This is a genomic window from Pantoea ananatis LMG 2665 (assembly GCF_000710035.2).
Classification (GTDB): domain Bacteria; phylum Pseudomonadota; class Gammaproteobacteria; order Enterobacterales; family Enterobacteriaceae; genus Pantoea; species Pantoea ananatis.
On record NZ_JMJJ01000005.1, the window covers coordinates 121,549 to 146,548 of the forward strand.

Below are 25,000 nucleotides of genomic sequence, written 5' to 3' on the forward strand. Positions count from 1 at the left end.
CCTTTTTTTATGACCTTTCATTTTACGCTCAGGTCCTAAATTTGCTTCGGGCCGTGCCGATAACAACCCAGCTATATCTATTTTCTGGTTTTGGGAAGGTGATTCTTGATGTTCATGGCCCAGCAATATGGTGGACAATACAGACGTAAGCGATTGCTTATTGCGCTGGTGATTGCTTCGATTGTTCTTACATTAACGCTGGCTTTTCGCTATTTTGAAGAAAAATCACGTATTCAAAAGCGAGCAATTAGCTTTGCCGACACGGCGATCACGCGTTTCGATCGCATATTTTCTCCTCTCGACGTCTCAGCGAACAACATGCTGGGCCTGGTGGGTATGCCCTGCCAGGATGCCCGTTTTCCATTAATTGAAAAGATTTCGTCACTACAAACGGTGCGCGCTGTTCTGTTGGTCGATGGGGACACGCTCTACTGTTCCAGTATTTTTGGCACCCGGGACATCTCATTTAGTCAGACCTACCCCGAACTGGCCCTTAACGATCGGCGCATGGTGTTATCCACGGATGAGTATCTGCTTAAAGGTTCACCCGTTTTATTACTGTGGACGCCAACGACGCTGGATAATCGTTCTGGCATTCTTCAGGCCATTAATATTGAATTAATGAGCAGCTACCTGCTGGAGCCGCAGGCACCCTGGGTTGAACGGGCCATTTTCAACGTCAACGGTAAAAGCCTGGAATACGGTAATCCGTTGATTGAGTCCACGCAGCCTTCTGAGGATGAAGTCACCTATACCGAGGCTTCACTGCGTTATCCTTACACCGTGACGCTCTATGGTCCGTCACCTTCCCGCCTGGCGCTGGAATCTTTACCCTCGCAGTTGCCGCTGGCGCTGATGCTGAGTTTACTGATTGGCTACGTGGTCTGGCTGGCGACCGCCAATCGTATGAGTCTGAGCTGGCAGATTAGTTACGGCATTACGGCCAGGGAGTTTATGGTTTACTGCCAGCCGTTGATCAATGCCCGTACGTCTGAGTGTGAAGGCATTGAGCTACTGTTGCGTTGGCACAATCCTCGACAGGGCTGGATTCCGCCTGACGTCTTTATCCCTCTTGTTGAGCGTCAGAACCTGATTAAGCCGTTAACCCGCTTTGTACTGAACCGCGTTGTCGAAGCCTTACCCGACCTTCCGCATAGCCCTCATTTTCACATTGCCATTAACGTGGCTGCCAGCCACTTCCGCGACCGCGCCATTCTGGAAGACCTGCAAACGCTTTGGTGGCCCGCCGAGCCCGTTCCCACGCTGGTTGTTGAATTAACTGAACGTGATGCACTGCCCGTCGTCGATCAGGCCGTAATTTCTCAACTGCACGACATTGGGGTGCGTCTGGCGATTGATGATTTCGGCACCGGGCACAGCTCGTTGTCCTACCTGAAAGATTTGCAGCCGGACGTGTTAAAGCTGGATAAAATTTTTACCGCGTCAATTGGCACAGATGCCATCAACGCCACCGTGACGGATATGGTGATTTCTCTGGCACAGCGCCTGAACATCAGTCTGGTTGCGGAAGGCGTTGAAACCGAGGAACAGGCCCACTACCTGCGGGATCGGGGCGTGGAACATTTACAGGGCTATTACTTTGCCCGCCCCATGCCGCTGGAGGACTTTCCGGAATGGTTGCGTCAGCACCAGCTTACCCTCGGTCTGTAATGCGTTAAAAGTGTGCCATCGCGTTTATTCCGCGCAAAAAAAACGCATCACTCCGTGATGCGTTTTATCTTCAGGCGTGGCCTTAACCTTCTTCTTCGTCGTCGTCACGCTGATCTTTGGTTACCCGGACCAGATCAATGCGGTACTCCGTCGCGTCAATAATCTGGAAGTGCAGCGGTTCGATATCGATCACGTCGCCGGGCTTAGGTAACTGCCCTTTTTGCGCAATCAACAAGCCAGCCAGCGAAGCATGATCTTCCTCCGGCTTCACCAGCTCATGGAAGTCCAGAAGCTGCTGCAGAGAATGCAGGTCAGTGCCGCCTTTTACTAACCAGCCGTCGCCATCCATGATGATATCCGGCGTTTCATCTTCATCCGGGAATTCACCGGCAATCGCTTCCAGCACGTCCAGCGGCGTAATTAAGCCCTGCACCACACCAAACTCGTTAGTCACGATCACGAAGCTACCTTTGGCACGACGCAGCACGCCGAGCAGGTTAATCGGGTCAAGCGTTTCCGGCACAATAATCGTCGGTGTGCTGGCGGCAAAGGTCGCAACGTCAACGCCGTGATCCAGCGCCACCAGCAGCTCTTTGGCCCTGACCACGCCGATGATCTCATCCAGTTCCCCCCGACACACCGGGAACAGGCTGTGCGGCGTATCCAGAAGTTGAATACGAATTTCATCCACAGGACGGTTGGCATCCACCCACGAAATATCGCCGCGCGGTGTCATAATGCTGCGGATGGAACGTGACGCCAGCGTCAGTACGCCGTTAATCATGTAGCGCTCTTCATCTTTAAACGCTTCCTGCGGCATCGCGACGGCAATCGCCTGCTCTTCAGTGCTCGCAGGTGCGCTCTGCACCCGGTTACGTCCCCCCATCAACCGCAGAATGGCCTCGGCGGTGCGCTCACGCATCGGACGATGGGACTGATGACGAATGAAGTTGCGACGGGCAATCTGATTGAACAACTCGATAAGAATCGAGAAACCAATCGCCGCATACAGATAGCCTTTCGGAATATGAAAGCCAAAGCCTTCAGCCACCAGTGACAGGCCGATCATCAACAGGAAACTCAGACACAGCACCACAACAGTAGGATGCGCGTTAACGAATTTGGTTAGCGGCTTGGAAGCCAGCAGCATCACCACCATCGCAATCACGACCGCAGTCATCATGACCGGCAGGTTATTCACCATCCCTACCGCCGTTATCACGGCATCCAGTGAGAATACCGCATCCAGTATGACAATCTGGGTCACCACCGCCCAAAAGCTGGCGTAGCTACGGTTACCGCTGTTTTCCAGCTGACGGTTTTCCAGCCGCTCATGCAGTTCCATGGTGGCCTTAAACAACAGGAATATCCCGCCCGCCAGCAAAATCAGATCGCGTCCGGCAAAGCTAAAATCCCCCACGCTGAACAGAGGGCGTGTCAGGGTTACCATCCAGGAGATAAGTGACAACAGCCCCAGGCGCATCACCAGTGCCAGAGAAAGACCAATTAACCGCGCTTTATCCCGCTGCTTAGGAGGCAGCTTATCCGCAAGAATGGCAATAAAGACCAGGTTATCAATGCCGAGTACGATTTCCAGCACGATGAGCGTGAGCAATCCCGCCCAAATTGAGGGGTCGAACAGAAATTCCATTAGTGACTCCAGAAAAAGGATGTGATTACGCTAACGCATGCCCGCGTCGAAGGACGTGACAGAGAGAAGCCCGGAAAAGCAGAGAAAACGCGGTCTGGCGTAAATTGGCGCGCTGAAGAGCGCAGAGACAAGGTTAAGCAACGTCGGTGACGATCCATAAGGGTGGGCTGCTGCCCGCTACTCCTGAATAATAAACAGATCGCTAATGTATCAGTTCGTACAACGAGGTCAAAAAATTTTCCTGTTTTTACATTTACGCCAGACGGCATTGAGTGACTTAAAACTCAACTTCCCTCTTTCATGCTGCAAATAACCAACCAATGTCACAAAATTTATTTTTTCGGGCACTAAAATAAATCCGGCATCACGTAGTGAGTTAGTTATCCCTGCAATGTTGAAGTCAGGTTAAATCACATTAACAAGATTTGGATATTGTTAACGCGATAATTCTTAACGGTTCCTCAGGTTCTGAGGAACTAACAAGCGAACGGAGGTAGCACGTGACCATTGCTCTTGTAATTGGTACACACGGCTGGGCAGCGGAGCAGCTGCTAAAAACGGCAGAGATGCTTTTAGGCGAACAGGAAAATGTGGGATGGATTGATTTTGTCCCGGGAGAAAACGCGGACACGCTGATTGAGAAATATCAGGCAAGACTGACAGAACTGGACACCTCACAGGGCGTGCTTTTTCTGGTTGATACCTGGGGCGGCAGCCCTTTCAATGCAGCCAGCCGGCTGGTCGTTGATAAAACACATTATGAGGTGGTCGCCGGGGTAAACATTCCCATGTTGGTGGAAACCCTGATGGCGCGGGATGATAACCCCTCTTTTGACGAACTGGTGGCCATTGCGGTAGAAACCGGTCGCGAAGGCGTCAGAGCCTTAAAAGCACAACCTGAAGAAAAACCCGCAGCGGTTGCCGCCTCGCCCTCCGCCCCGGCCAGCGCCCCGCATGCCAGTCGCCCTCTCACCCCCGACGACCATATGAATATTTGCCTGGCGCGCATCGACGACCGCCTGATTCATGGGCAGGTCGCTACACGCTGGACCAAGGAAACCAACGTCAGCCGCATCATCGTTGTCAGCGACGAAGTGGCCAACGACAACGTGCGCAAAACGCTGTTAACCCAGGTGGCACCGCCGGGCGTCACCGCGCATGTGGTGGGCGTCGATAAGATGGTGCGCGTCTGGAATAACCCCAAATATGCCCGGGATCGGGTCATGCTGCTGTTTACCAACCCGACGGATGTCCTGCGGATTGTTGAGCAAGGGGTTGATATCAAGAGCGTTAACATTGGCGGCATGGCTTTTCGCCAGGGTAAAACCCAGGTCAACAATGCCGTCTCGGTCGATGAAAAAGATATCGCCGCATTTCGCCAACTTAACGCACGCAACATCGAACTTGAGGTGCGTAAAGTTTCGGGCGATCCAAAACTAAAAATGATGGATCTGGTGGCAAAGGTGAGCGCATAACGCGCCAGCCGTCTTTTTCTATCCTGTAGAGGACAAGCAGTATGATGGAAATAACCACACTTCAAATTGTATTAATCTTTATCATTGCCTGTATTGCCGGGATGGGTTCGATCCTGGATGAGTTCCAGTTTCACCGTCCGTTAGTCGCCTGTACGCTGATTGGCATTGTGCTGGGTGATATGAAAACGGGCATCATCATCGGCGGTACGCTGGAGATGATTGCGCTGGGCTGGATGAACATCGGTGCTGCGGTTGCCCCGGACGCTGCGCTGGCCTCGATTATCTCCACCATTCTGGTTATTGCCGGTGGACAGAGCGTCGGTGCCGGTATCGCCCTGGCTATTCCGCTGGCGGCAGCCGGTCAGGTGCTGACTATCATCGTGCGTACGCTGACCGTAGCCTTCCAGCATGCCGCTGACAAAGCGGCGGAGAAAGGCAACCTCACGGCCATCTCATGGATCCACGTTTCCGCCTTACTGCTTCAGGCCATGCGCATCGCGATTCCGGCGCTGATTGTGGCTATCTCGGTAGGAACGGATGCGGTTCACTCCCTGCTCAGCTCTATTCCGGAGGTGGTCACCAACGGCCTGAACATCGCGGGTGGCATGATCGTGGTGGTGGGTTATGCCATGGTTATTAACATGATGCGCGCAGGCTACCTGATGCCGTTCTTCTATCTGGGTTTCGTTACTGCCGCGTTTACCAGCTTTAACCTGGTGGCACTGGGCGTGATTGGCGTGGTGATGGCGGTGCTCTATATCCAGCTCAGCCCGAAATATAACCGCGCAGCCGGTGCGCCTGCGGCATCACCGTCAGCTAACGACCTCGACAACGAACTCGATTAAGGAACAGGTGACAACATGGTTGATATAACAAAAGTCGAAAAGAAACTGACGCCGGGTGACGTACGCGCTGTGTTTTTACGCTCAAACCTGTTTCAGGGCTCCTGGAACTTTGAACGTATGCAGGCGCTGGGGTTCTGTTTCTCAATGGTGCCGGTCATTCGCCGTCTTTATCCTGAAAACAATGACGATCGTAAGCAGGCGATCAAACGCCATCTGGAGTTTTTTAATACACATCCTTACGTCGCCGCGCCTGTGCTGGGCGTGACGATGGCAATGGAAGAGCAGCGCGCCAACGGTGCCGCGATTGATGACGGTGCCATCAACGGCATCAAAGTGGGCCTGATGGGCCCGCTGGCTGGCGTAGGTGACCCGATTTTCTGGGGAACCGTTCGTCCCGTATTTGCGGCATTAGGCGCGGGGATTGCAATGAGCGGCAGTCTGCTCGGTCCGCTGCTGTTCTTTATCCTGTTTAACCTGGCGCGTCTGTTAACCCGTTATTACGGCGTCGCTTATGGTTACCGTAAGGGGATTGATATCGTCAGCGATATGGGCGGTGGCTTCCTGCAAAAACTGACCGAGGGGGCATCCATACTCGGCCTGTTTGTCATGGGGGCGCTGGTCAATAAGTGGACGCACGTCAACATTCCGTTGGTGGTTTCACGCATCACCGATCAAACCGGAAAAACCACGGTGACAACCGTGCAGTCGATTCTGGATCAGCTGATGCCGGGGATCGTACCGCTCCTGCTGACCTTCGCCTGTATGTGGCTGCTGCGCCGTAAGGTCAATGCCCTGTGGATCATTGTGGGCTTTTTTGCTATCGGTATTTTTGGCTACTGGATTGGTTTGCTCGGGCTGTAACCGGCATCACATCGGGAGCTGCGGCTCCCGATGTTTTCAGATTGTGGTCGCGTGACTCACGCCCGGCTTTAATCAGTAAAGGAAGAAGAATGTCATTGACCGACATCGTCATCGCCCTCTGCATCGCTGCCCTTCTGTTATTGGCTATTTACGTTGAAGCCGTGCTGCCACGTCGTCATGGCCCTGCGCTTTTACGTGTCCCGCTCCAACGCCAACACAAAGCAGACAGCCTGATTTTTATTGGCTTACTGCTCATTCTGTTGTGGAACAATCTGACCCATCAGGGGCCGAAACTCACAACCACGCTTTTGATGGTGCTGTGCTTTTTATCGTTCTGGCTTTTCTGGGTGCGCCGCCCCAAATTGCTGATGAAAAGTCAGGGGCTGTTTTATGCCGGCAGATGGACAACGTATCCACAGATACAGAGCATCAATCTTTCCGAGGACGGTATTTTGGTGATGCAGCTTGAGCAGCGGCGGTTGCTTATCGCCGTGCAACAGCTTGACGATCTGGAACGCATTTACCAGACCCTGGTGGAGGCACGCTAATCGCGTTGCCACAGGGTGATCATAAAGTCTGCGTCGCAGGGAAACTGCGTACGTTCCGCTAAGCTCTGCCACACATCAGGTCGCGCGCGCCAGGCAAAGGGCGTCATCTGCAACAAGGTGGTGGCAGACTGCCCGCTCAACGCCATTGGATACGTTAAACGATGCTGGGCGAGTTGACGAAATCCCTGGTAGCTTTTCTCTTCCGAGGCGTGGAGTTGAACGTCGCGGTATATCAGCGCCTTAAGCTGCTGAAGATGATGAGGCCCGGGCGTGACCGTGAGTAAAAAGCCTCCCGGTTTAATGACCCGGCTGAGCTCAGTCTCGTTACAGGGCGCATAAATGCGGACCACCGCATCCAGCGAAGCATCACCAAACGGCAGGCGGTGGCTTGATGCCACGCAAAATAAAACCTGGGCGTAACGCTTTGCCGCCAGCCTGACGGCCATCTTCGCCACATCCAGACCATAAACCTGACCCTCAGGCGCGAGCTCGCTGGCCAGTGCGCCCGTGTAGTAGCCTTCTCCACAGCCGATATCCAGAATCTGCGCAGCCGGTTGGTTCAGATGCTGGTTAAGGACAGCAACCACGTTGTCCCGCAAAGGCTGGTAGTGACCGGCCTGCAGAAACGCACGTCGCGCCTGCATCATGTCTGCACTGTCGCCCGGTTCACGTGAACCTTTATGTTGAACGGGCAGCAAATTGACGTAGCCCTCTTTCGCCTGATCGAACTGATGGCGATTTTCACAGCGCCAGCTGCGGTCAGTCAGGGTCAGGGGGAAGTGACAAAGTGGGCAGTTCAAAGACATCAGGCGCTCCGGCAAAGATTAACGCGCGGAAGTGTACTTGACGGGAAACAATAGCGAAAGCGTAAAAAAAGCCTCGGCCAGTTGGCCAAGGCTTTAATATCTGAGACTGTGGTGCATGGCACCCGTCTGAGGCGAAATCAGATAGCAGTAACGTTAACCGCTGCTGGGCCTTTCTGGCCGTCCTGGATTTCGAACTCAACGTTTTGGCCTTCGGCCAGCGTTTTGAAGCCGTTGCCCTGAATAGCAGAGAAGTGTACGAATACATCTTTGCTACCGTCAGCTGGAGTGATAAAACCGAAGCCTTTAGACTCGTTGAACCACTTAACCTGACCTTTAATCTTTGCCATTTTACTAATTCCTTAAAGTGTTTATTTTGCCCGGAGGCTAACCTACAGATAAAACAGAGACATTACTGAATGAGGCACTGATTAAAGTTCGGCAAGGAAGCGGTATTCAACGTCAACGTCTTTACTCGTAACTTCTTTACTGAAGATGCCATACATAAACAGAACTGTACCTCGTTTAACCCACGAATTGTTATCACATATCCGCTAAATAATGGCAAGCCATTTTTATAAACACGGTCGGCGCTTTTCACATATTTGCAAGACAGCTCCCAGAGAATGTACTTTCTGGTACATAAGCCTGTGTACTGAACGCCACTAATAGTCACAACAACCCTATAATATAATGCTTTTCTGCCCAGACAGGGTGATATCTGACGCCGTCTCGGCCGTCCAGCCAGAGGGATAACATTAAAAAAATAACATTGCACTAATATGGCAAAGTTGCACCAAATAAAGGAGCCGATAAGTGAAGCGCGGGTAAACTATTGCAGCAGGCTTGTACAATAAATTCTATTTCGTACAAATATAAATTTTATTTCCAGTAAAATCATAAGTTGAGCGTTAACGCAATCACTTACAGCTTGCATGCAGGCGTTTTTTGAATTACGCCTGCCGGGGGCCGTGAAGGAATATTGATTTCAGCCAGAATCCCGTGACGTCAGAAGGAAAGGTTATTACCTCTGACTACGCCTGGTCGATATAGCTCAGGCTGCGGCTCTCGCCTATCTGCCAGGGCGTAAAATGCCTGCTTGCTTCCCCACGTTGTTGTAAGACCCGCAGCAATTCTGCCGGGGGCGCATCGAGCGATTCATCAGCAAGTTCAAAGACGCCCCAGTGAACAGGGATCGTGAGAGGCTGCCCTATTGCATGCCAGAGCGACACCGCCTGTTGAGGATCCATATGTTGCCCCGCCATAAACCAGCGGGGTTCATAGGCACCGACGGGCAGCGCGGCAAGATTAAACGGCCCGAGACGCGCGGCAATGGCATGAAGGTTTTCAGTGTAGCCACTGTCCCCCGAGAACCAAAAGCGCAGCGACGCAGTGTGGATGACCCAGCCGCACCACAATGACCGGTTGCGGTCAGTTAACGTGCGCATACTCCAGTGGCGGGCCGGAACCGCATGAAACTGAATACCCTCGAAGGCTTTCTGCTGCCACCAGTCAAGCTGATGTACCTGCTTCACGCCACGGCGTTGACACCAGTCAGCCAGACCCAGCGGAACCACAAAAACCGCCTCTGGAAAGTGGCGTACGATCTGCTTGATGGTCGGCTTATCCAGATGATCGTAATGGCTGTGGGAGATCAACACGTAATCCAGATGTGGCAACTGGTCGATCGTCAGCGGCGAAGGGGTTTTGCGTTCCGGCCCCAGAAACGGCAATGGCGATGCCCGCCGGGAAAGTGCGGGGTCAATCAGAATATAGCGTTGATTCAGCCGCAACAGCAGCGCAGCATGGCCCAGCCACCAGATGCGATCGTCGTCACCGCTCAGGTCGGCGGGTTGCCACCACTGCGCCCTAAAACCATCATAGCCCTGCTGAGGCGGATGCGGTAATCCCTGCGCTTTACGTTCCTTACGCCAGCGCTTCAGGTCACCCTGTTGGCGCATATCAGGTTCAGGGTTGCGAAACCCCTCCGGCGTATGATGGGGTTTACTGCTGTCATACCAGGGATTTTTCCAGGCCATCCGGCCTCCATGCAGGATTTAACGTTCCGGGATCAGGCGAATAAAATCATTGCTTTCCGCCTGCTCTTCCGCTTTTTGCTCGGCGGCACCCGTTTGCTTCTCGATCAGCCGCTTAAGCAGCGCGTTTTGTTTCTTTTGCTCTTCTAACAGTGACGCCAGCAACGCAATCTGTTCATTTGCCCGAACGCTGGCGCGGTTAACATAGAACCATAGCATCAATGCCACAATCAGCACGATTCCCATCACGCCAAAGCTGACCACAGGACCCGCATTAGCGGCTAACTCATTCATAACTGCCTCAAGATACCAGGTGAAATCACAATAAAGGGGACGACCCGCCATTCTACCCTGTGGCGCAGTAAAAGATAATGGTGACGTAAATGATGTGTATCAATCTGCTTCTTTCAGTTATCTCTGATCGCATCCCTTTTAAAAGCGAGGCATGCTGCCCCTGTACATCATGTTAAGCAGCAGTCACTGGAACACTGCGTTGGGTATCATAAGGAGATACAATGAAACTGTTCATTCGGGCAATTGTTGTTGTGGGAATCATCTGGCTGGCCATGCTGTTTACCGGATATGGCGTGCTGGCCGGAAGTAACAAGAATGCCGCAGGTCTGGGCCTGAAGTGTAACTACCTGACCGCACGGGGCATGATCACGGCACAATATCTGCACACCGACAGCGGCGTCGTGGGCGTTACCGACTGCCCGCTGTTGAAAAAGAGTGGCGACGTGATTGATAACTGATCGCACTGAAGCGGGCCACGGCCCGCTTTTTCAGTTTAAAGGGTAATCGTGGTAACCAAGCTCAGCGGAAAGACGGCGTCCCGCCTCATGCAGCATTGCCACGTAAGTGTGCTTGTTCGATGCCGGGAAGCGCAGCGTAGGAAAAGAGATACTCAGCCCCGCGACGGCCACGCCGAAACGATCGAAAATGGGCACGGCGATGCAGCAAACGCCCTCTTCCTGCTCTTCATTATCCTCACCATAACCCTGCTTCCTGACCTGACTCAGGACGTCAATAAGCGCGCCGGCGTCAGAAAGCGTATTCGCGGTATTAATGGTAAAGGTTATCCGCTGCAAAATGTCGTTAATGTCTTCCCGACTGCGCCACGCCAGTAACACTTTACCCAGCGCGGTTGAGTGCAGCGGATTGCGGCGGCCAATACGTGACGACATGCGCAGGTTATACAGCGAATCGATCTTATGGACATAGACAATACTGTCCTCGTCCAGCGCGCCCAGATGGATCGTTTCTTTGGTTAACCGGGACAGTTCACGCATCTGCACATCGGCACTGCGGATCAGGTCAATGTTCTGCAGCGCTTTCGATCCCACCTCAAACAGTTTTAACGTCAGTGAGTATTTTTCGCTTTCCCCTTCCTGGGCGACATAGCCCAGTGATTTCATGGTTTGCAGGAAACGGTAAACGGTGCTTTTAGACATCATCAGCCGCTGAGCCAGTTCGGTAATACCGTGATCGCGCTCTTCGCTTAAGGCCTGCAAAATGCCAAACACCTTTTGCACCGAAGAGACAGAATCAGGTTGTTTGTCCTTTGAATCAGGAACCATTGCTCACCTTGAATACGTGTTTCAAAAAAAACGGAACGGGGTTGCAGTATAGATTGCGGCGCCTCGCTCCGGCAAACTTTCAAGGTCTGTAACATCTGTAAAATATATTTTTCATTCCGGCGCGGTGCATTTTGTCCGCCAATTGATTAGCATGATGATATTCACACTCTTTAATATTAGCCTCTATGTCACTCTCTTCTTCTGACGGCGGACTTCCTGTGCCACAACGGTACTGGGCTATTCTGACAATCGCCATTGGCCTCATCATGGCGGTGTTAGACGGCTCAATTGCCAATGTGGCTCTCCCAACCATTTCACGTGAGCTGCAGGCCAGCCCGGCCCAGTCGGTCTGGGTCATTAACGCCTATCAAATCGCGATTGTGGCTTCACTGCTGTCGCTGTCCTTTTTGGGCGATATCGTTGGATACCGCCGCGTTTATCAGTTCGGCCTGGTGGTCTTTGCCGCGACATCGGTGTTCTGCGCGCTGTCATCCACGCTGACGATGCTGACCGTTGCGCGTGTCTTGCAGGGGCTTGGCGGTGCTGCGGTCATGAGCGTTAATACAGCGCTGATACGCATTATCTATCCTCCTCGCTATCTGGGTCGGGGCATTGCCATCAATGCACTGCTGGTGGCGATCTCAACCGCTGCCGGTCCCACCGTCGCGGCAGCCATTCTTTCTGTTGCCAGCTGGCGTTGGTTATTTCTGATTAACCTGCCGCTGGGTGCAGTGACACTCTGGTTGGCGTTGCGTTATCTGCCCGATAACCCACAACGGGCAAAAACCCAGAAGTTCGATATCACCAGTGCGGTGATGAATGCGCTTTTTTTCGGGCTGTTGATTTCGGCTCTGGGGGGATTTGCGCAGGGACAGCCCCACTGGCTGATCGCCAGCGAAATTGTGGTGATCATCCTGGTCGGTTATTTCTTTATCCGTCGTCAGTTAAGGATGGAGGTGCCGCTGCTGCCGGTTGACTTGCTGCGTATTCCCATTTTCGCGCTGTCGATCTGCACTTCCGTCTGCTCTTTCTGTGCACAAATGCTGGCGATGGTCTCTCTGCCTTTTTATCTGCAAAGCGTACTGGGTCGCGATGAAGTCGCAACAGGGCTGCTGCTGACGCCCTGGCCTCTTGCTACCATGCTGCTTTCACCCATTGCGGGCCGTTTGATTGAGCGGGTCCATGCCGGTCTGCTCGGCGGCATTGGTCTGGCACTGTTTGCCAGCGGGCTGTTACTGCTGGCCCGGCTGCCTGCCCAACCTGACGACATGGATATTATCTGGCGCATGATGCTGTGCGGAGCCGGTTTTGGCCTGTTTCAGTCGCCAAACAACCATACAATCGTCACTGCTGCGCCGCGCAACCGCAGCGGCGGTGCCAGCGGTATGTTAGGCACGGCGCGATTACTGGGCCAGAGCAGCGGCGCGGCGCTGGTCGCGCTGATGTTCAATCTGATGGGAAATGGTGGAACCCATGCCTCGCTGTTATTAGCGGGAGGATTCTCTACCGTCGCTGCCCTTCTCAGCCTGTCACGAATGAAAGCCTGAGTTCAGCGATAAAAAAAGGCGACGTTGCCGTCGCCTTTTTCGTGAGGGTTACTTCAGGTATTCACCGCTGCGCAGCGCTTCGATACGTTTATCTAACGGTGGATGCGACATAAAGAGTTCGCTAAATGATTTTCCTTTTCCGTTAATACAAAACGCCATCATGCTGCTGGGTTCCTGCGGCTCATAGCTGGTTTTCAGACGCTGCAAAGCCGCAATCATTTTTTCGCGGCCCACCAGTTTGGCCGAGCCGGCATCGGCATGGAATTCACGATGACGTGAAAACCACATCGTGATGATGCTGGCCAGAATACCGAATACCAGTTCAAGCACCATCGAGACAGCAAAGTAGACCAGCGGATTTCCGTTGCTGCTCTCCTCGCCATCACGGTTGCCGGACATAAAGCCCGCCGCAATCTGTGCCAGGATACGCGACACAAAGATAACAAAGGTGTTCACCACACCCTGAATCAGCGTCATGGTGATCATGTCGCCATTCGCAATGTGCGCCACCTCGTGCGCCAGCACCGCCTCCGCTTCATCACGACTCATGTTTTGTAGCAGGCCAGTAGAAACCGCCACCAGCGAGGCATTACGTCGCGCACCGGTTGCAAACGCGTTGATATCCGGCGCGTGATAGATAGCGACCTGGGGCATAGCAATACCGACCTGCTGTGCCTGTCGGCCAATCGTGTCAATTAACCAGCGCTCGGTTTCGTTGCGCGGTTGCTCAATCACTTCACCGCCAACTGAACGTAGCGCCATCCACTTCGACATCAACAGTGAGACAAACGCACCGCCGAAGCCAAACAAGCCTGCCATTATCATCAGGCCCTGAACACTGCTTGACTGGATTCCTGTCAGGCTGAGAATCAGCCCGAATACCAACATCACAGCCAGGTTGGTCAGCAGGAAAAGAGCAATACGCATCATAACGGTTAATCTTCCTCAGTAGTTCATGCGCTCATGCGCGGATACATATCCTATGAGCATTGTGCGGGTTTTCAAGCGACCTTAACGTTTAAGTGTCTAAAAAGACATAACTTTACAATATGACACAACCTTTCGCGCAACCTGTCGGAAACCGCTCAGACGAACACATTAACGACGCTTATCACTGCCAAATTAATGATAAAAAAAAGCACCGCGCTGGGCGGTGCTTGGGTAACCCGGGTTATGCCGTTAGTTAGTTTTGGCTGCCGGTGCCTCAGGTGAGGATTTTTCCAGCTGCGCCAGGTCATTGGCAATTTTTACCGTTTCATCCAGATAAGGATCGGGCTCTTTATAGTCTTTCGGCAAATCATCAAGGCTCTTCAGCGGCTTTTTACCTTCAGCCTGATAGCGCGCGTTAATGCGTTCCAGACGTAGCGCATCTTCCTCGTGGTTCTCTTTCTCGCGCTGGGCAAGATTGAGCGACACAATGTTGCGCTTGTCTTTCATGGCGTTAAAGCGGGCGATGTCCTTCATGATGTACTGGAACTCGCGATCCTTAGCGATGCGCTCATCGTGCTCTTTGGTCAGCTGTGGTGCCAGCGCCTTGACATCACCTGTGCGGGTGTACGTCGCGGCCGTAATGCTGTCCCACGGTAACGCATTGTCCTCGAACTTCTCGCCCGTTTCCGCCGCTTCAACACCAGTTGGCATCAACAGGTCCGGCGTCACGCCTTTGCGCTGCGTACTGCCGCCATTGATACGATAAAACTTCTGAATCGTATACTGCACCGAACCCAGCGCAGGCCATTCCGGACGCAGCATCTGATCGTAAATGCGGTTCAGTGACCGGTACTGTTGAACGGTGCCTTTACCAAAGGTGGGCTCGCCGACGATCAGCGCACGACCATAATCCTGCATTGCCGCTGCAAAAATTTCTGATGCAGAAGCACTGAAGCGGTCAACCAGCACTACCAGCGGGCCTTTATAATAAACGATGCCGTCGTTGTCGCTATCCTGACGCACGTGGCCATTGTTATCACGGACCTGAACAACCGGGCCACTTGGAATAAACAAGCCAGAAAGCGAAACCGCCTCGGTCAGTGCGCCGCCGCCGTTGGTGCGCAGATCGATGACGATGCTGTCAACGTTCTGCTTTTGCAGCTTCTGCAACTGCACTTTGACATCATCGGTCAGGCCAACGTAGAAGCCAGGAATATCGAGCACGCCGACTTTTTCTTTACCGACAGTGTGAATACTCATTTTAACCGCGCGATCTTCCAGACGGATTTTCTCACGCGTTAAGGTCACAATACGGGTCTTAGTGCCTTTGCCAGCAGGCAGAATCTCAAGGCGAACCTTGCTGCCTTTCGGCCCTTTGATTTTGGCGACCACATCATCCAGGCGCCAGCCGATAACGTCTTCCATTGGCTTGCCAGGCTCACCGACGCCGACGATGCGGTCGCCAACGGTGATCGCTTTACTTTTCGCCGCCGGACCACCGGCCACCATAGAGTTGATAACGGTATAGTCATCATCCATCTGCAACACGGCACCAATCCCTTCGAGCGACAGGCTCATTTCGGTGTTGAACTGCTCCGTATTACGCGGTGAAAGGTAGTTGGTGTGCGGATCGATTTCGTGGGCAAAAGCGTTCATTGCCAGCTGGAATACATCTTCACTGTTGCTTTGCGCCAGACGACGGATGGCAAAGTTATAACGTTTGGTCAGCACTTCACGGATTTCTTTTTCGTCTTTACCGGCGAGTTTAAGGCTCAGCTCATCGTATTTGACCTTGGCGTCCCACAGCGCATTCAACTCACTCTGGTCTTTCGGCCAGGGCGCTTTAGAACGGTCAATATCGATGGTGTCATTGCCGGTAAAGTTCATCGGACGCGCCAGCACCGTAAGCGCATACTGATAGCGCTCAAAGCGGCGTTTTTGCGCCAGATTATAAAGATCGTAAAAAATATCCAGCTTACCGCTACGCAGCTCATCACCCAGTTGGGTCTTCTTGCTGGCAAACTGTGCAACGTCCGACGCCAGCAACACGTTGTGGCTGTAGTCGAGCATATTGAGATAGCGGTCAAAAATCTTGGCCGAGAAGGCGCCGTCAAGATCGAACTGACGATAGTGAGAACGGGTAAAACGCGACGTCACGCGCTCGCTTACCGTCGCATCCTGCGGATCTTCATGCAGCTGTGGAATTTGATCGGCACGTGTAATGTTCTCGGCCGCAAAGGAAGGGCCTGACAACAGCAGGCCCGCAATCAATCCAACTTTTAAAAGGGTGTTCATGCCGGGGTCAGCCTCCGTTTCAGAACTGCAAATGTTCTGCGCGCACAATCATTGCCATGCCGGAAGCGAGCTGTACCCGGACGCCGTCTTTCGACACTTCCAGAACGGTTGCGTCCATCGCACTTTTGCCTGCTTTAACTTTAATACTCTGGCCGGGTTGCAAAGTTGAGGTATCAGTGATGGGTTTAGCCTGCTGCTCCGGGCGTGGTGCCGGTTTGCGATTCTGCGATGCAGTAGGACGCTCAGCAGACTGTGGACGCGGCTTACGCGCGGCCTCACCTTCTGCCGGTTTACGCGGAGCAGGCTTGCGTGGGCGACGTGGTGCGCTGGCACCCTCTTCGCCTTCACCGGCTTCGCGACGAGCGGCTCGCTGCTGGTCGCGCTGTGCCTGAACACGCGCTTTGGCATCTTCGAGTTGCTTACGGGCATGCTCCACGTGCTGCTCATCAAGAACACCACAGGGGTTTCCATCGAGATCCACACGGGTGGCACCCGCTTTGATACCGTACAGATAGCGCCAGCTAGAGGTATAAAGACGCAAGGCCGAACGCAACTGCGTCTTGCTCAGGTTCATTTCGCCCTGAACGCGCTCTACCAGATCCTGAAAGATACCGATTTTGAGCGGACGCGCTTCGCCTTCAGCGCTAAAGCAGTGCGGAAAGCGCTCCGCCAGAAAGCTAATGACTTCTTTACTGCTATTCAACTTAGGTTGATTTTCCATGAAATTTCCTGATTACTACGGGTTTGCCGACCAGAGCAGGCATGAACAGGCGACATTATAATGACAACATCGCCAAATGCCATGCAATCCAGTCGATTAGCTACGCGTCAGCTGCAAATATTTTTCTAAGTCACTGTTCGCGAGCACGTCGCAAAGCCCGTTAGTCAAGGCGACCAGCCCTTTTTCATCTTCACTATCAAAGCGATTGTATTCCACACTGTCGATATCCAGTACGCCGACAACCTGACCGTTTATTTTCAGAGGAATCACAATTTCTGCATTACTGGCGGCATCGCAGGCGATATGGCCAGGGAAAGCATGGACATCATCAACACGCTGCACCTGTTGTTGCGCCAGTGCGGTGCCGCAAACCCCTTTGCCCACGGGAATGCGCACGCAGGCGATTTTCCCCTGGAAAGGGCCCAGAACTAGCGTATCGGCTTCCGTTAGCAGGTAGAAACCTGCCCAGTTCACGCCTTCGAGACGTTCATACAACAGCGCGCTAAAATTACCCATTGCAGCGAGGAACGCCGTTTCTCCCGCCAGTAAGGCGCGCATATCGCGATCTAAATCGGCGTAAAAGGCAGTTTTGTTCATTATTCAACCGTTACCAGTGACATCCGAGCGGCTAACCACTCCGCTTGTTAAAAATAAGCACTAAAAATCCATAGCCATAAGGTGAATCATAGCGTTAGTTACTATAACCTTAACATTCTGTGGATCGAAGCGTGATACCCGAGACAGGTACCCAGGCGATGTCTTACTGACCCTTTGCGTTAATCACAATAAGCGAAACATGCACTAATTTATGAAAATTCACGCTATCAGCCAGACATTGCCTCAGGCACGTTATCAGCGTTGTCCGCAATGCGATACCCTTTTTTCCTTACCAGATGTGAAATCGTATCAGTCAGCCCACTGTCCCCGCTGCAACGCGCAAATTGTGAGCGGCCGCGACTGGTCAATGACACGTCTGCTGGCGATGGCGGCCACGATGCTGGTGCTGATGCCTTTTGCTTTTAGCATGCCGCTTATCGACATTCGCCTGCTGGGCATGCGCATTGACGCCAGCGTACTGGAAGGTATCGTTCAGATGACGCTACAGGGCAATGTCCTGACCGCCTCGATGGTGGCGTTCTGTACTATCGGCGCGCCGGTGACGCTGGTGGCAGGCATTGGCTATCTGGCCCTGGGTGAGCGTTTAGGGATGAATCTGCGCCCGGTGCTGCTGATGCTCGATAAGCTCAAAGAGTGGGTGATGCTGGATATTTTTTTGATTGGCATCGCCGTCGCCTCCATAAAAGTCCAGGATTACGCCGACCTCGAATTAGGCTATGGGCTGGTCGCCTATGTGGCGCTAACCGTGCTGAGCGTCATTACGTTGATTCATCTGAACATGGAGCAGCTTTGGGAGCACTTTTATCCCCAGTCGCACCAGGTGACGCGGCGTGACGATCTTCAGGTCTGCCTTAACTGCCACTACACCGATATTCCTGACGCCCGCGGCCGCTGCGCGCGCTGTCATACGCCGCTTGATTTTCGACGCCGCCACAGCTTACAAAAGTCCTGGGCCGCCCTTATCGCGTCAATTGTGCTGCTGATTCCCGCCAATCTGTTGCCGATTTCGGTGGTGTACCTGAACGGATCGCGCCGTGAAGACACGATCTTCTCCGGCATCCTGTCTCTGGCATCCGGTAACGTGCCCGTCGCAGCCGTGGTGTTTATCGCCAGTATTCTGGTTCCCTTCACCAAAGTGCTGGTGATGCTGGCGCTCCTGCTCAGTATCCATTTCCGCTGCGAACAAGGCCTGAAAACCCGCATTCGTCTGCTACGTTTTGTGACTTGGGTTGGACGCTGGTCTATGCTGGATCTGTTTGTCATTTCACTAACCATGTCGTTGGTCAATCGCGATCAACTACTGGCTTTTACCATGGGACCCGCTGCGTTTTATTTTGGCGCGGCAGTGATCCTGACCATTATGGCCGTTGAGTGGCTGGATAGCCGCCTGCTCTGGGATGCACATGCAACAGGAAACGCCGACTACACCGACTAATGCTACGCTGCGCAACAAGCGTAAAATTTCACCTTTTTGGCTTCTGCCCATTATCGCAATGCTGATTGCGGGCTGGCTGCTTTGGACCAATTTTCAAGAGCGCGGCACGACCATCACCATCAATTTCCAGACGGCCGATGGCATCGTGCCCGGCCGCACGCCTATCCGCTATCAGGGCGTGGAAGTCGGTACTGTGCAGGGCATCAATCTTAGCGACGACTACAAAAAGATTCAGATCAAGGCCAGCATTAAGAGCGACATGCGCGATGCGCTGCGTGAAAATACGCAGTTCTGGCTGGTCACGCCAAAAGCCTCACTGGCGGGGGTTTCCGGTCTGGATGCGCTGGTGGGGGGGAACTACATCGGCATGATGCCAGGCGATGGTAAAGAAAGTGACACCTTTACCGCGCTGGATACCCAACCGAAATACCGCGTGAATACCGGTGAGCTCATGATTCACCTGCATTCATCCGACCTCGGCTCGCTGAACACTGGCTCGTTAGTGTATTACCGCAAAATCCCGGTGGGCCGTGTCTACGATTACAGCATTAACAATCAGAACAACGGCGTGTCGATTGACGTCCTGATTGAGCGGCGCTTCGTGAACCTGGTGAAAACCAGCAGCCGCTTCTGGAATGTGTCAGGAATGAATGCAGACGTCAGCCTGAGCGGGGCCAGAGTACAGCTAGAAAGCCTGTCAGCCTTAGTCAACGGCGCTATCGCCTTTGACTCGCCTGAGGGCGCGGAAGCCGCCAAAACCGATCAGAACTATCAGCTCTATCCCGACCTGGCTCACAGCCAGCGTGGCGTGCTGATATCGCTGGATCTGCCCAGCGGGAATAATCTCTCAGCCAACCGTACGCCGCTGATGTATCAGGGCTTAGAAGTCGGCACCCTGACCAAACTGAATCTGCAGGATGGCGGTAAAGTGACCGGTGAGATGACGATCGATCCCTCTGTCGTGGGACTGATGCGTGAAGGCACGCGTATTGAGATGCGCAGCCCCAAACTCAGCCTCACGGATACCAGCCTGAGCAGCCTGCTGACCGGTAACACCTTTGAGCTGGTGCCTGGCGATGGTGCACCGCAGCAGCATTTTACGGTGGTCGCACCCAATAAAACGCTGCTGCAGCAACCCAATGTTCTCACCGTGAAACTGAGCGCCCCCGAAAGCTACGGCATCGATGCCGGCCAACCCCTGATGTTGCACGGACTAAAAATTGGTCAGGTAATTTCCCGGGATCTGGATGCAAACGGCGTTAATTTTGTTGTCGCGGTCAATCCTGACCAGCGCCAACTGGTCCACGGCGACAGTAAATTCATTGTGAACAGTCGCCTTGACGTGAAATTCGGCCTGGATGGCATGCAGGTGCTGGGCGCCAGCGCCCGCGAGTGGGTCGATGGCGGTATTCGTCTGGAGCCGGGTAAACAAGGCGCACCTAAGACGGCCTATCCCCTCTTTGCCGATGCTGAACGCGCGGAAGAAGGCATTACCGGCGATGGCCCATCCACCACGCTGATGCTGACGGCGAAAAGCCTGCCAGACGTTCAGGCCGGCTCAATTGTGCTCTATCGTAAATTCCAGGTCGGTGAAATTACGCAAGTCACCCCGCGCGCTGATGCGTTTGATATCGCGGTCCACATCAAACCGGAATACCGCAAACTGCTCTCTGCTGAAAGTGTGTTCTGGGCAGAAGGCGGCGCACGCGTTCAGCTTAACGGCAGTGGGTTAACCGTGCAGGCCTCGCCGCTAAACCGGGCGTTGAAAGGCGCCATTAGCTTCGACAACCTGACGGGCGCGAAAATTGATAAAGGCGCGAAGCGCGTGCTTTATCCGTCTGAAACGGCTGCACGGGCCGTGGGCAGCCAGATTACGTTACATACCTATGACGCCAGCAAGCTGTCCGCCGGCATGCCAATTCGTTACCTCGGTATCAATGTGGGACAAATCGAGTCGCTGTCGCTGAGCGATGACAACAATCAGGTGGTGGCGAAGGCCGTACTTTACCCTGAATATGTGCAGAGTTTTGCCCGCGTCGACAGCCGTTTCTCGGTGGTATCGCCAGAAATTTCTGCCGCAGGTGTAAATCATCTGGAAACGATCCTCCAGCCTTATGTCAACGTCGATCCGGGCAAAGGCCGTGGCGCGCGCACCTTTGAGCTGCAGGAAAGCACCATCACGGATTCACGTTACCTTAACGGCCTGAACATCTATGTGGATGCGACCGAAGCGGGTTCCCTGTCGCTGGGTACGCCGGTGCTGTTCCGCGGGGTAGAAGTGGGCACGGTGACCGGTACATCGCTGGGGAATATGGCAGACCGTGTACAAATCGCGCTGCGTATCAGTAAGAAATACCAGCATCTGGTCCGCAACAATTCGGTGTTCTGGCTGGCCTCGGGCTATAACCTGGACTTTGGCCTGATTGGCGGCGTGGTGAAAACCGGCACCTTCCAGCAGTTTATCCGTGGCGGTATTCAGTTTGCTACGCCGCCGACCGTGCCGCTGGCACCTCAGGCAACGTCAAACAAACACTTCCTGCTGCAGGATGAACCGCCTAAAGACTGGCGTAACTGGGGAACGGCGATCCCCGACCCGAATCAACCTTAAGCCATACGGGCAGCCCAGGCTGCCCGTTTTCTTTTGGCGTGCTACACTGCCGCCTTTGCCTCAAAGAGAACTTATCCGTGTCCGACTCCGCCTCACGCTTCCCTGCCGAATTCCTCGATCTGATACGCCAGAGCTTGCCCGATGATACTGACCTGCAGCAGTTTATTGACATCAGCCTGCAGCCATTACGTCGCAGCCTGCGCGTTAACACCTTAAAGATCGGCGTTAGTGACTTTCTGACACAAACCGCGCATTACGGCTGGCAGTTGACGCCGGTTCCCTGGTGTGCGGAAGGATTCTGGATAAATCGCGAGGACGAAAGCCTGCCGCTGGGCAGCGTTGCGGAGCATCTGAGCGGCCTGTTTTATATCCAGGAAGCCAGCTCAATGCTGCCGGTGACAGCACTGTTTGCGGCCCAGCCCGATGCCATGAGCGTCATGGATATGGCTGCTGCCCCCGGTTCCAAGACCACCCAGATTGCCGCCTGCATGCACAACCGGGGCGTTATTCTGGCCAACGAGTTTTCCGCCAGCCGGGTCAAAGTGCTTCATGCCAACATAACCCGTTGCGGCGTAACCAACAGCGCCCTGACCCACTTTGATGCCCGCGTCTTTGGGCCTGCGCTGCCGGAACAGTTTGATGCCATTTTGCTGGACGCGCCCTGCTCGGGTGAAGGCGTCATGCGTAAAGATGCTGATGCCCTGAAAAACTGGTCGCTGACCAGCACGCAGACTATCGCGCAGACTCAGCGCGACCTTATCGAAAGCGCGTTCCACGCACTCAAGCCCGGCGGTACGCTGGTTTACTCTACCTGTACGCTTAATCAGATTGAGAACCAACAGGTTGTCGCCTGGCTGCTGGCGCGCTATCCGGACGCCGTTGAAATCGCCCCGTTGAATGGGTTGTTTGCCGGGGCGGAGCGGGCCGCGACGCCTGAAGGTTATCTTCACGTTTTCCCGCACCTGTTCGACAGCGAAGGGTTCTTTGTCGCCTGCTTGCGTAAAACGGCCTCTGTCACACGGCTACCTGAACCGACCTATAAAGTCGGTAAGCTGCCGTTCAGCCACGTCAGTCGCAAACTGGAAAGCGAGATTGTACAGTCGGCGGCGCAGGTGGCGATTCAGTGGGATGACAACCTTCAGCTCTGGCAGCGCGATAAGGAGATCTGGCTGTTCCCGGCTGGTGTGACACCGCTGTTAGGTAAGGTCCGTTTTTCGCGGATTGGCCTGAAGCTGGCCGAAACCTTTGCAAAAGGCTATCGCTGGCAACACGAGGCCGTCATTGCCCTTGCGTCCCCGCGCCCCGACCAGACGTTTGCGCTAAACGAAGCTGAAGCCGAAGAGTGGTATCGCGGTCGCGATATTTATCCTGAAAGCGCCCCCTCGCGGGATGAAATGATAGTGACCTATCAGGATCAGCCGCTCGGGCTGGCTAAACGTGTTGGCAGCCGTATTAAAAACAGCTATCCCCGCGAGCTGGTACGCGACGGCAGGCTGTTCCGGTAATCGCCCCACTCGCCTTTTGTGACACTGTCACCAAATGATCCCATTTTCACCTTGCAAAGGGGGTGATTCGGGGAGGTTAGCGGGCAAGACAGCCGGTAATGAGAACGGAAGAACGCCGGCAGAAGCCGGCGTTGTGATGTCACGACCTCAGGCGGGACGCGTTTTGGCCGGGTGCGTCAGCAGCTTAGCGGCAGGCCGGACAGGACGCCGGACCAGTTCACCGCCACAGTTCGGACACCGCCCTTTAAGGTGCTGCTCAGCGCAGGCGGCGCAAAACGTGCACTCGAACGAACAGATGCGCGCATCGTGGGATGCCGCAGGCAAATCAATATCACAGCGTTCACAGTTAGGGCGCAGTTCCAGCATGGCATCTTCCTCGGCGATTTCGGCTTTCAGCGTGACAAAACCCGCGCACCTTGTCGAGGATTTTCATCGTGCCAGCGGCACGTTCAGGGCCGTTGTTCATCGGGGCGGAGATGACTGAGTCAGCGTCTTATTCGTGCCAGGGTCGTCATCATTCTCGTCCCCGCCATCATCTTCGCCGCCTTCCTCGTCCTCGTTTATCTCATCACTGTTGACCATCGCCGCCTGAATCGCCTCGTCTTCCAGCACCGGATTAAGCGCCGCGCCTAAGGGCGATGTCGCCAGGCTGTCTGGCAACACCACGTGCGGCAGGGGTACTTCGGTGGTGGGTAACGGCTGCGGCGTTTTCATGAAGCTCAGTGCGGCAATCAGCAGCGTACACAGGGTGAAGAACAGATAGAGCAGGTTGCTGCCGAAGGGCTGCATCAATGTACCCACCAACAAGGGACCGATGCTGGCCCCGATGCCAAATGCCATCAGCAAACAGGCCGTCAGGGAAACGCGCTGCTCGGCAGCCACCTGATCGTTAGCCAGGGCAACCTGTAAAGGATAAAGCGCAAACTGCACCATGCTGGCGACAAACGCGATACCCAGTACCCAGTTAAAGGGAAGATTTGGCAGCAAGACCAGCGGCAAACAGGCCAGCATCAAAACCAGTGAGATATAAAACAGCAGCCGCTGGCGGTCATAGCGATCGGACAGCCAACTGAGCGGAAACTGCGAGACGAGTCCGGCGAAGATGGTCAGGCTCATAAAGATACCGGTCTGCGCGTCGCTGAACCCTTTGCTGCTGGCATAGACCGGCGCCAGACCATAGAACGCGCCGACAACCATGCCGGTTAACAGGGTGGTACTGAGCAACTTAGGAATGGTGCGAATAAAATAGCCCAGCTCCATCGGTGCAGGCGACATGGGCCGGACGTGCGTGCGCGTCGTCAGCGCAATGGGCACCAGACAAAGCGCAAAGCAGAGCGCCACGATCAGGAGCGTGTTAATACCAAACCCGCTTTGCAGCGTCAGCACCACCTGACCGCTGCTTAAGCCAAGGTAGGTCGCCACCATATAGAAGCCAAAAATCAGGCCGCGCTGGGAAGATTCCGCCTGGTCATTGAGCCAGCTCTCCAGCACCATGTACTGACACATCATGCACAGGCCAATAATCAGACGCAGGAAAACCCACAGCGGTATAAAGTCCGTCAGCCCGTGCCCTATTACCGAGGCGGTGATAATCCCGGCGCAGGCGACGTAAGCGCGAATATGGCCGACGCGGGCAATCAGGTTGTGTCCCACTTTTCCACCAATCACCAGGCCAATGTAATAGGCGGCAATAATCGCGCCGATTAGGGCTCCGTTTACCGCTTCATGCGCCAGGCGAAGTGACACATAGGTGGTCAGCAGGCCCGAACCCAGCAGCATTAACAGCGTCGTGGTATAAAGCGGCAGAAATGTTCTGAGTATTTTTCGCATACGACTCCCTGTCTACCCCGTTGGTCGGTGTCCTGTCAGAGTTA

The 25,000-nt window shown here is 54.1% G+C and carries 22 protein-coding genes and 1 pseudogene; 10 read left to right on the top strand and 13 right to left on the bottom strand.

From position 1 onward, the window contains the following. Positions 1-108 precede the first annotated feature (108 nt). Complete coding sequence (gene pdeD / locus EL29_RS08520) at positions 109-1,671, top strand: cyclic di-3',5'-guanosine monophosphate phosphodiesterase PdeD (RefSeq protein WP_028715230.1); 1,563 nt, start codon at positions 109-111, stop codon at positions 1,669-1,671. 82 nt (positions 1,672-1,753) lie between these two features. Here the strand turns inward: pdeD and EL29_RS08525 are convergent, their stop codons facing one another. After that, positions 1,754-3,322 (bottom strand): TerC family protein, encoded by a 1,569-nt coding sequence (locus tag EL29_RS08525; RefSeq protein ID WP_014593852.1) that lies wholly within the window; start codon positions 3,320-3,322, stop codon positions 1,754-1,756. Positions 3,323-3,822: 500 nt separating this feature from the next. Here EL29_RS08525 and manX point away from each other — a divergent pair, with 500 nt between their 5' ends. The 4 genes from manX to EL29_RS08545 all read left to right on the top strand — a co-directional run bounded on the left by manX (position 3,823) and on the right by EL29_RS08545 (position 7,051). Beyond that, positions 3,823-4,797 (top strand): PTS mannose transporter subunit IIAB, encoded by a 975-nt coding sequence (gene manX, locus EL29_RS08530; protein WP_014605701.1) that lies wholly within the window; start codon positions 3,823-3,825, stop codon positions 4,795-4,797. A gap of 44 nt (positions 4,798-4,841) precedes the next feature. Continuing rightward, positions 4,842-5,642: a PTS mannose/fructose/sorbose transporter subunit IIC gene (locus tag EL29_RS08535; RefSeq protein WP_026020938.1), complete on the top strand. Its 801-nt coding sequence runs from the start codon at positions 4,842-4,844 to the stop codon at positions 5,640-5,642. Between the two features lie 15 nt (positions 5,643-5,657). Then, a complete protein-coding gene (locus EL29_RS08540) occupies positions 5,658-6,503 on the top strand; it encodes a PTS mannose transporter subunit IID (protein ID WP_013026024.1) in 846 nt (281 codons plus the stop codon). A gap of 89 nt (positions 6,504-6,592) precedes the next feature. Continuing rightward, positions 6,593-7,051, top strand: coding sequence for a DUF986 family protein (locus EL29_RS08545; protein ID WP_014593854.1), 459 nt, complete (start codon positions 6,593-6,595; stop codon positions 7,049-7,051). Here the strand turns inward: EL29_RS08545 and rlmA are convergent. The 5 genes and pseudogenes from rlmA to EL29_RS08570 all read right to left on the bottom strand — a co-directional run bounded on the left by rlmA (position 7,048) and on the right by EL29_RS08570 (position 10,184). Beyond that, positions 7,048-7,857, bottom strand: a complete 810-nt coding sequence (gene rlmA, locus EL29_RS08550; protein WP_014605700.1) for a 23S rRNA (guanine(745)-N(1))-methyltransferase — start codon at positions 7,855-7,857, stop codon at positions 7,048-7,050. The genes EL29_RS08545 and rlmA overlap by 4 nt on opposite strands. 137 nt (positions 7,858-7,994) lie before the next feature. Then, positions 7,995-8,204, bottom strand: a complete 210-nt coding sequence (gene cspE, locus EL29_RS08555; protein ID WP_001062678.1) for a transcription antiterminator/RNA stability regulator CspE — start codon at positions 8,202-8,204, stop codon at positions 7,995-7,997. Between the two features lie 37 nt (positions 8,205-8,241). Further along, positions 8,242-8,360: pseudogene (locus EL29_RS08560) on the bottom strand (DUF2627 domain-containing protein). A 528-nt stretch (positions 8,361-8,888) separates the two neighbouring features. After that, positions 8,889-9,893, bottom strand: a complete 1,005-nt coding sequence (locus EL29_RS08565; protein WP_028715231.1) for an MBL fold metallo-hydrolase — start codon at positions 9,891-9,893, stop codon at positions 8,889-8,891. Positions 9,894-9,911: 18 nt separating this feature from the next. Beyond that, positions 9,912-10,184 (bottom strand): YebO family protein, encoded by a 273-nt coding sequence (locus tag EL29_RS08570; RefSeq protein WP_033765958.1) that lies wholly within the window; start codon positions 10,182-10,184, stop codon positions 9,912-9,914. A gap of 221 nt (positions 10,185-10,405) precedes the next feature. Between EL29_RS08570 and EL29_RS08575 the strand changes: the two genes are divergently transcribed. Next, positions 10,406-10,642 (top strand): YobH family protein, encoded by a 237-nt coding sequence (locus EL29_RS08575; RefSeq protein ID WP_013026030.1) that lies wholly within the window; start codon positions 10,406-10,408, stop codon positions 10,640-10,642. Between the two features lie 30 nt (positions 10,643-10,672). On the opposite strand, the gene kdgR is transcribed toward EL29_RS08575, so the two are convergent. Further along, positions 10,673-11,467 carry a DNA-binding transcriptional regulator KdgR gene (gene kdgR, locus EL29_RS08580; RefSeq protein ID WP_013026031.1) on the bottom strand — a complete coding sequence of 265 codons (795 nt, stop codon included), beginning with the start codon at positions 11,465-11,467 and terminating at the stop codon, positions 10,673-10,675. 185 nt (positions 11,468-11,652) lie between these two features. Here kdgR and EL29_RS08585 point away from each other — a divergent pair, with 185 nt between their 5' ends. Beyond that, positions 11,653-13,014 carry an MFS transporter gene (locus EL29_RS08585; RefSeq protein WP_015700193.1) on the top strand — a complete coding sequence of 454 codons (1,362 nt, stop codon included), beginning with the start codon at positions 11,653-11,655 and terminating at the stop codon, positions 13,012-13,014. 48 nt (positions 13,015-13,062) lie between these two features. On the opposite strand, the gene htpX is transcribed toward EL29_RS08585, so the two are convergent. The 4 genes from htpX to msrC form a co-directional block, all read right to left on the bottom strand. Then, a complete protein-coding gene (htpX, locus tag EL29_RS08590) occupies positions 13,063-13,944 on the bottom strand; it encodes a protease HtpX (RefSeq protein ID WP_013026033.1) in 882 nt (293 codons plus the stop codon). A 249-nt stretch (positions 13,945-14,193) separates the two neighbouring features. Further along, a complete protein-coding gene (gene prc, locus EL29_RS08595) occupies positions 14,194-16,239 on the bottom strand; it encodes a carboxy terminal-processing peptidase (RefSeq protein ID WP_014605697.1) in 2,046 nt (681 codons plus the stop codon). Between the two features lie 19 nt (positions 16,240-16,258). Continuing rightward, on the bottom strand, positions 16,259-16,960 hold the full coding sequence (proQ, locus tag EL29_RS08600) for an RNA chaperone ProQ (protein WP_013026035.1): 702 nt from the start codon (positions 16,958-16,960) through the stop codon (positions 16,259-16,261). 96 nt (positions 16,961-17,056) lie between these two features. Further along, positions 17,057-17,557: a free L-methionine (R)-S-oxide reductase MsrC gene (gene msrC / locus EL29_RS08605; protein ID WP_013026036.1), complete on the bottom strand. Its 501-nt coding sequence runs from the start codon at positions 17,555-17,557 to the stop codon at positions 17,057-17,059. Positions 17,558-17,768: 211 nt separating this feature from the next. Here msrC and yebS point away from each other — a divergent pair, with 211 nt between their 5' ends. From yebS to rsmF, 3 genes are all read left to right on the top strand, one after another. Further along, on the top strand, positions 17,769-19,013 hold the full coding sequence (yebS, locus tag EL29_RS08610) for a membrane integrity lipid transport subunit YebS (RefSeq protein WP_013026037.1): 1,245 nt from the start codon (positions 17,769-17,771) through the stop codon (positions 19,011-19,013). Then, positions 18,982-21,621: a PqiB family protein gene (locus EL29_RS08615; protein WP_028715232.1), complete on the top strand. Its 2,640-nt coding sequence runs from the start codon at positions 18,982-18,984 to the stop codon at positions 21,619-21,621. The genes yebS and EL29_RS08615 overlap by 32 nt, the downstream gene beginning before the upstream one ends. 77 nt (positions 21,622-21,698) lie before the next feature. Then, positions 21,699-23,126: a 16S rRNA (cytosine(1407)-C(5))-methyltransferase RsmF gene (gene rsmF, locus EL29_RS08620; RefSeq protein ID WP_028715233.1), complete on the top strand. Its 1,428-nt coding sequence runs from the start codon at positions 21,699-21,701 to the stop codon at positions 23,124-23,126. A 147-nt stretch (positions 23,127-23,273) separates the two neighbouring features. Here the strand turns inward: rsmF and EL29_RS08625 are convergent, their stop codons facing one another. Then, positions 23,274-23,492, bottom strand: coding sequence for a DUF1272 domain-containing protein (locus EL29_RS08625; RefSeq protein ID WP_013026040.1), 219 nt, complete (start codon positions 23,490-23,492; stop codon positions 23,274-23,276). Between the two features lie 96 nt (positions 23,493-23,588). Continuing rightward, a complete protein-coding gene (locus EL29_RS08630) occupies positions 23,589-24,956 on the bottom strand; it encodes an MFS transporter (RefSeq protein WP_019105112.1) in 1,368 nt (455 codons plus the stop codon). Positions 24,957-25,000 lie beyond the last annotated feature (44 nt).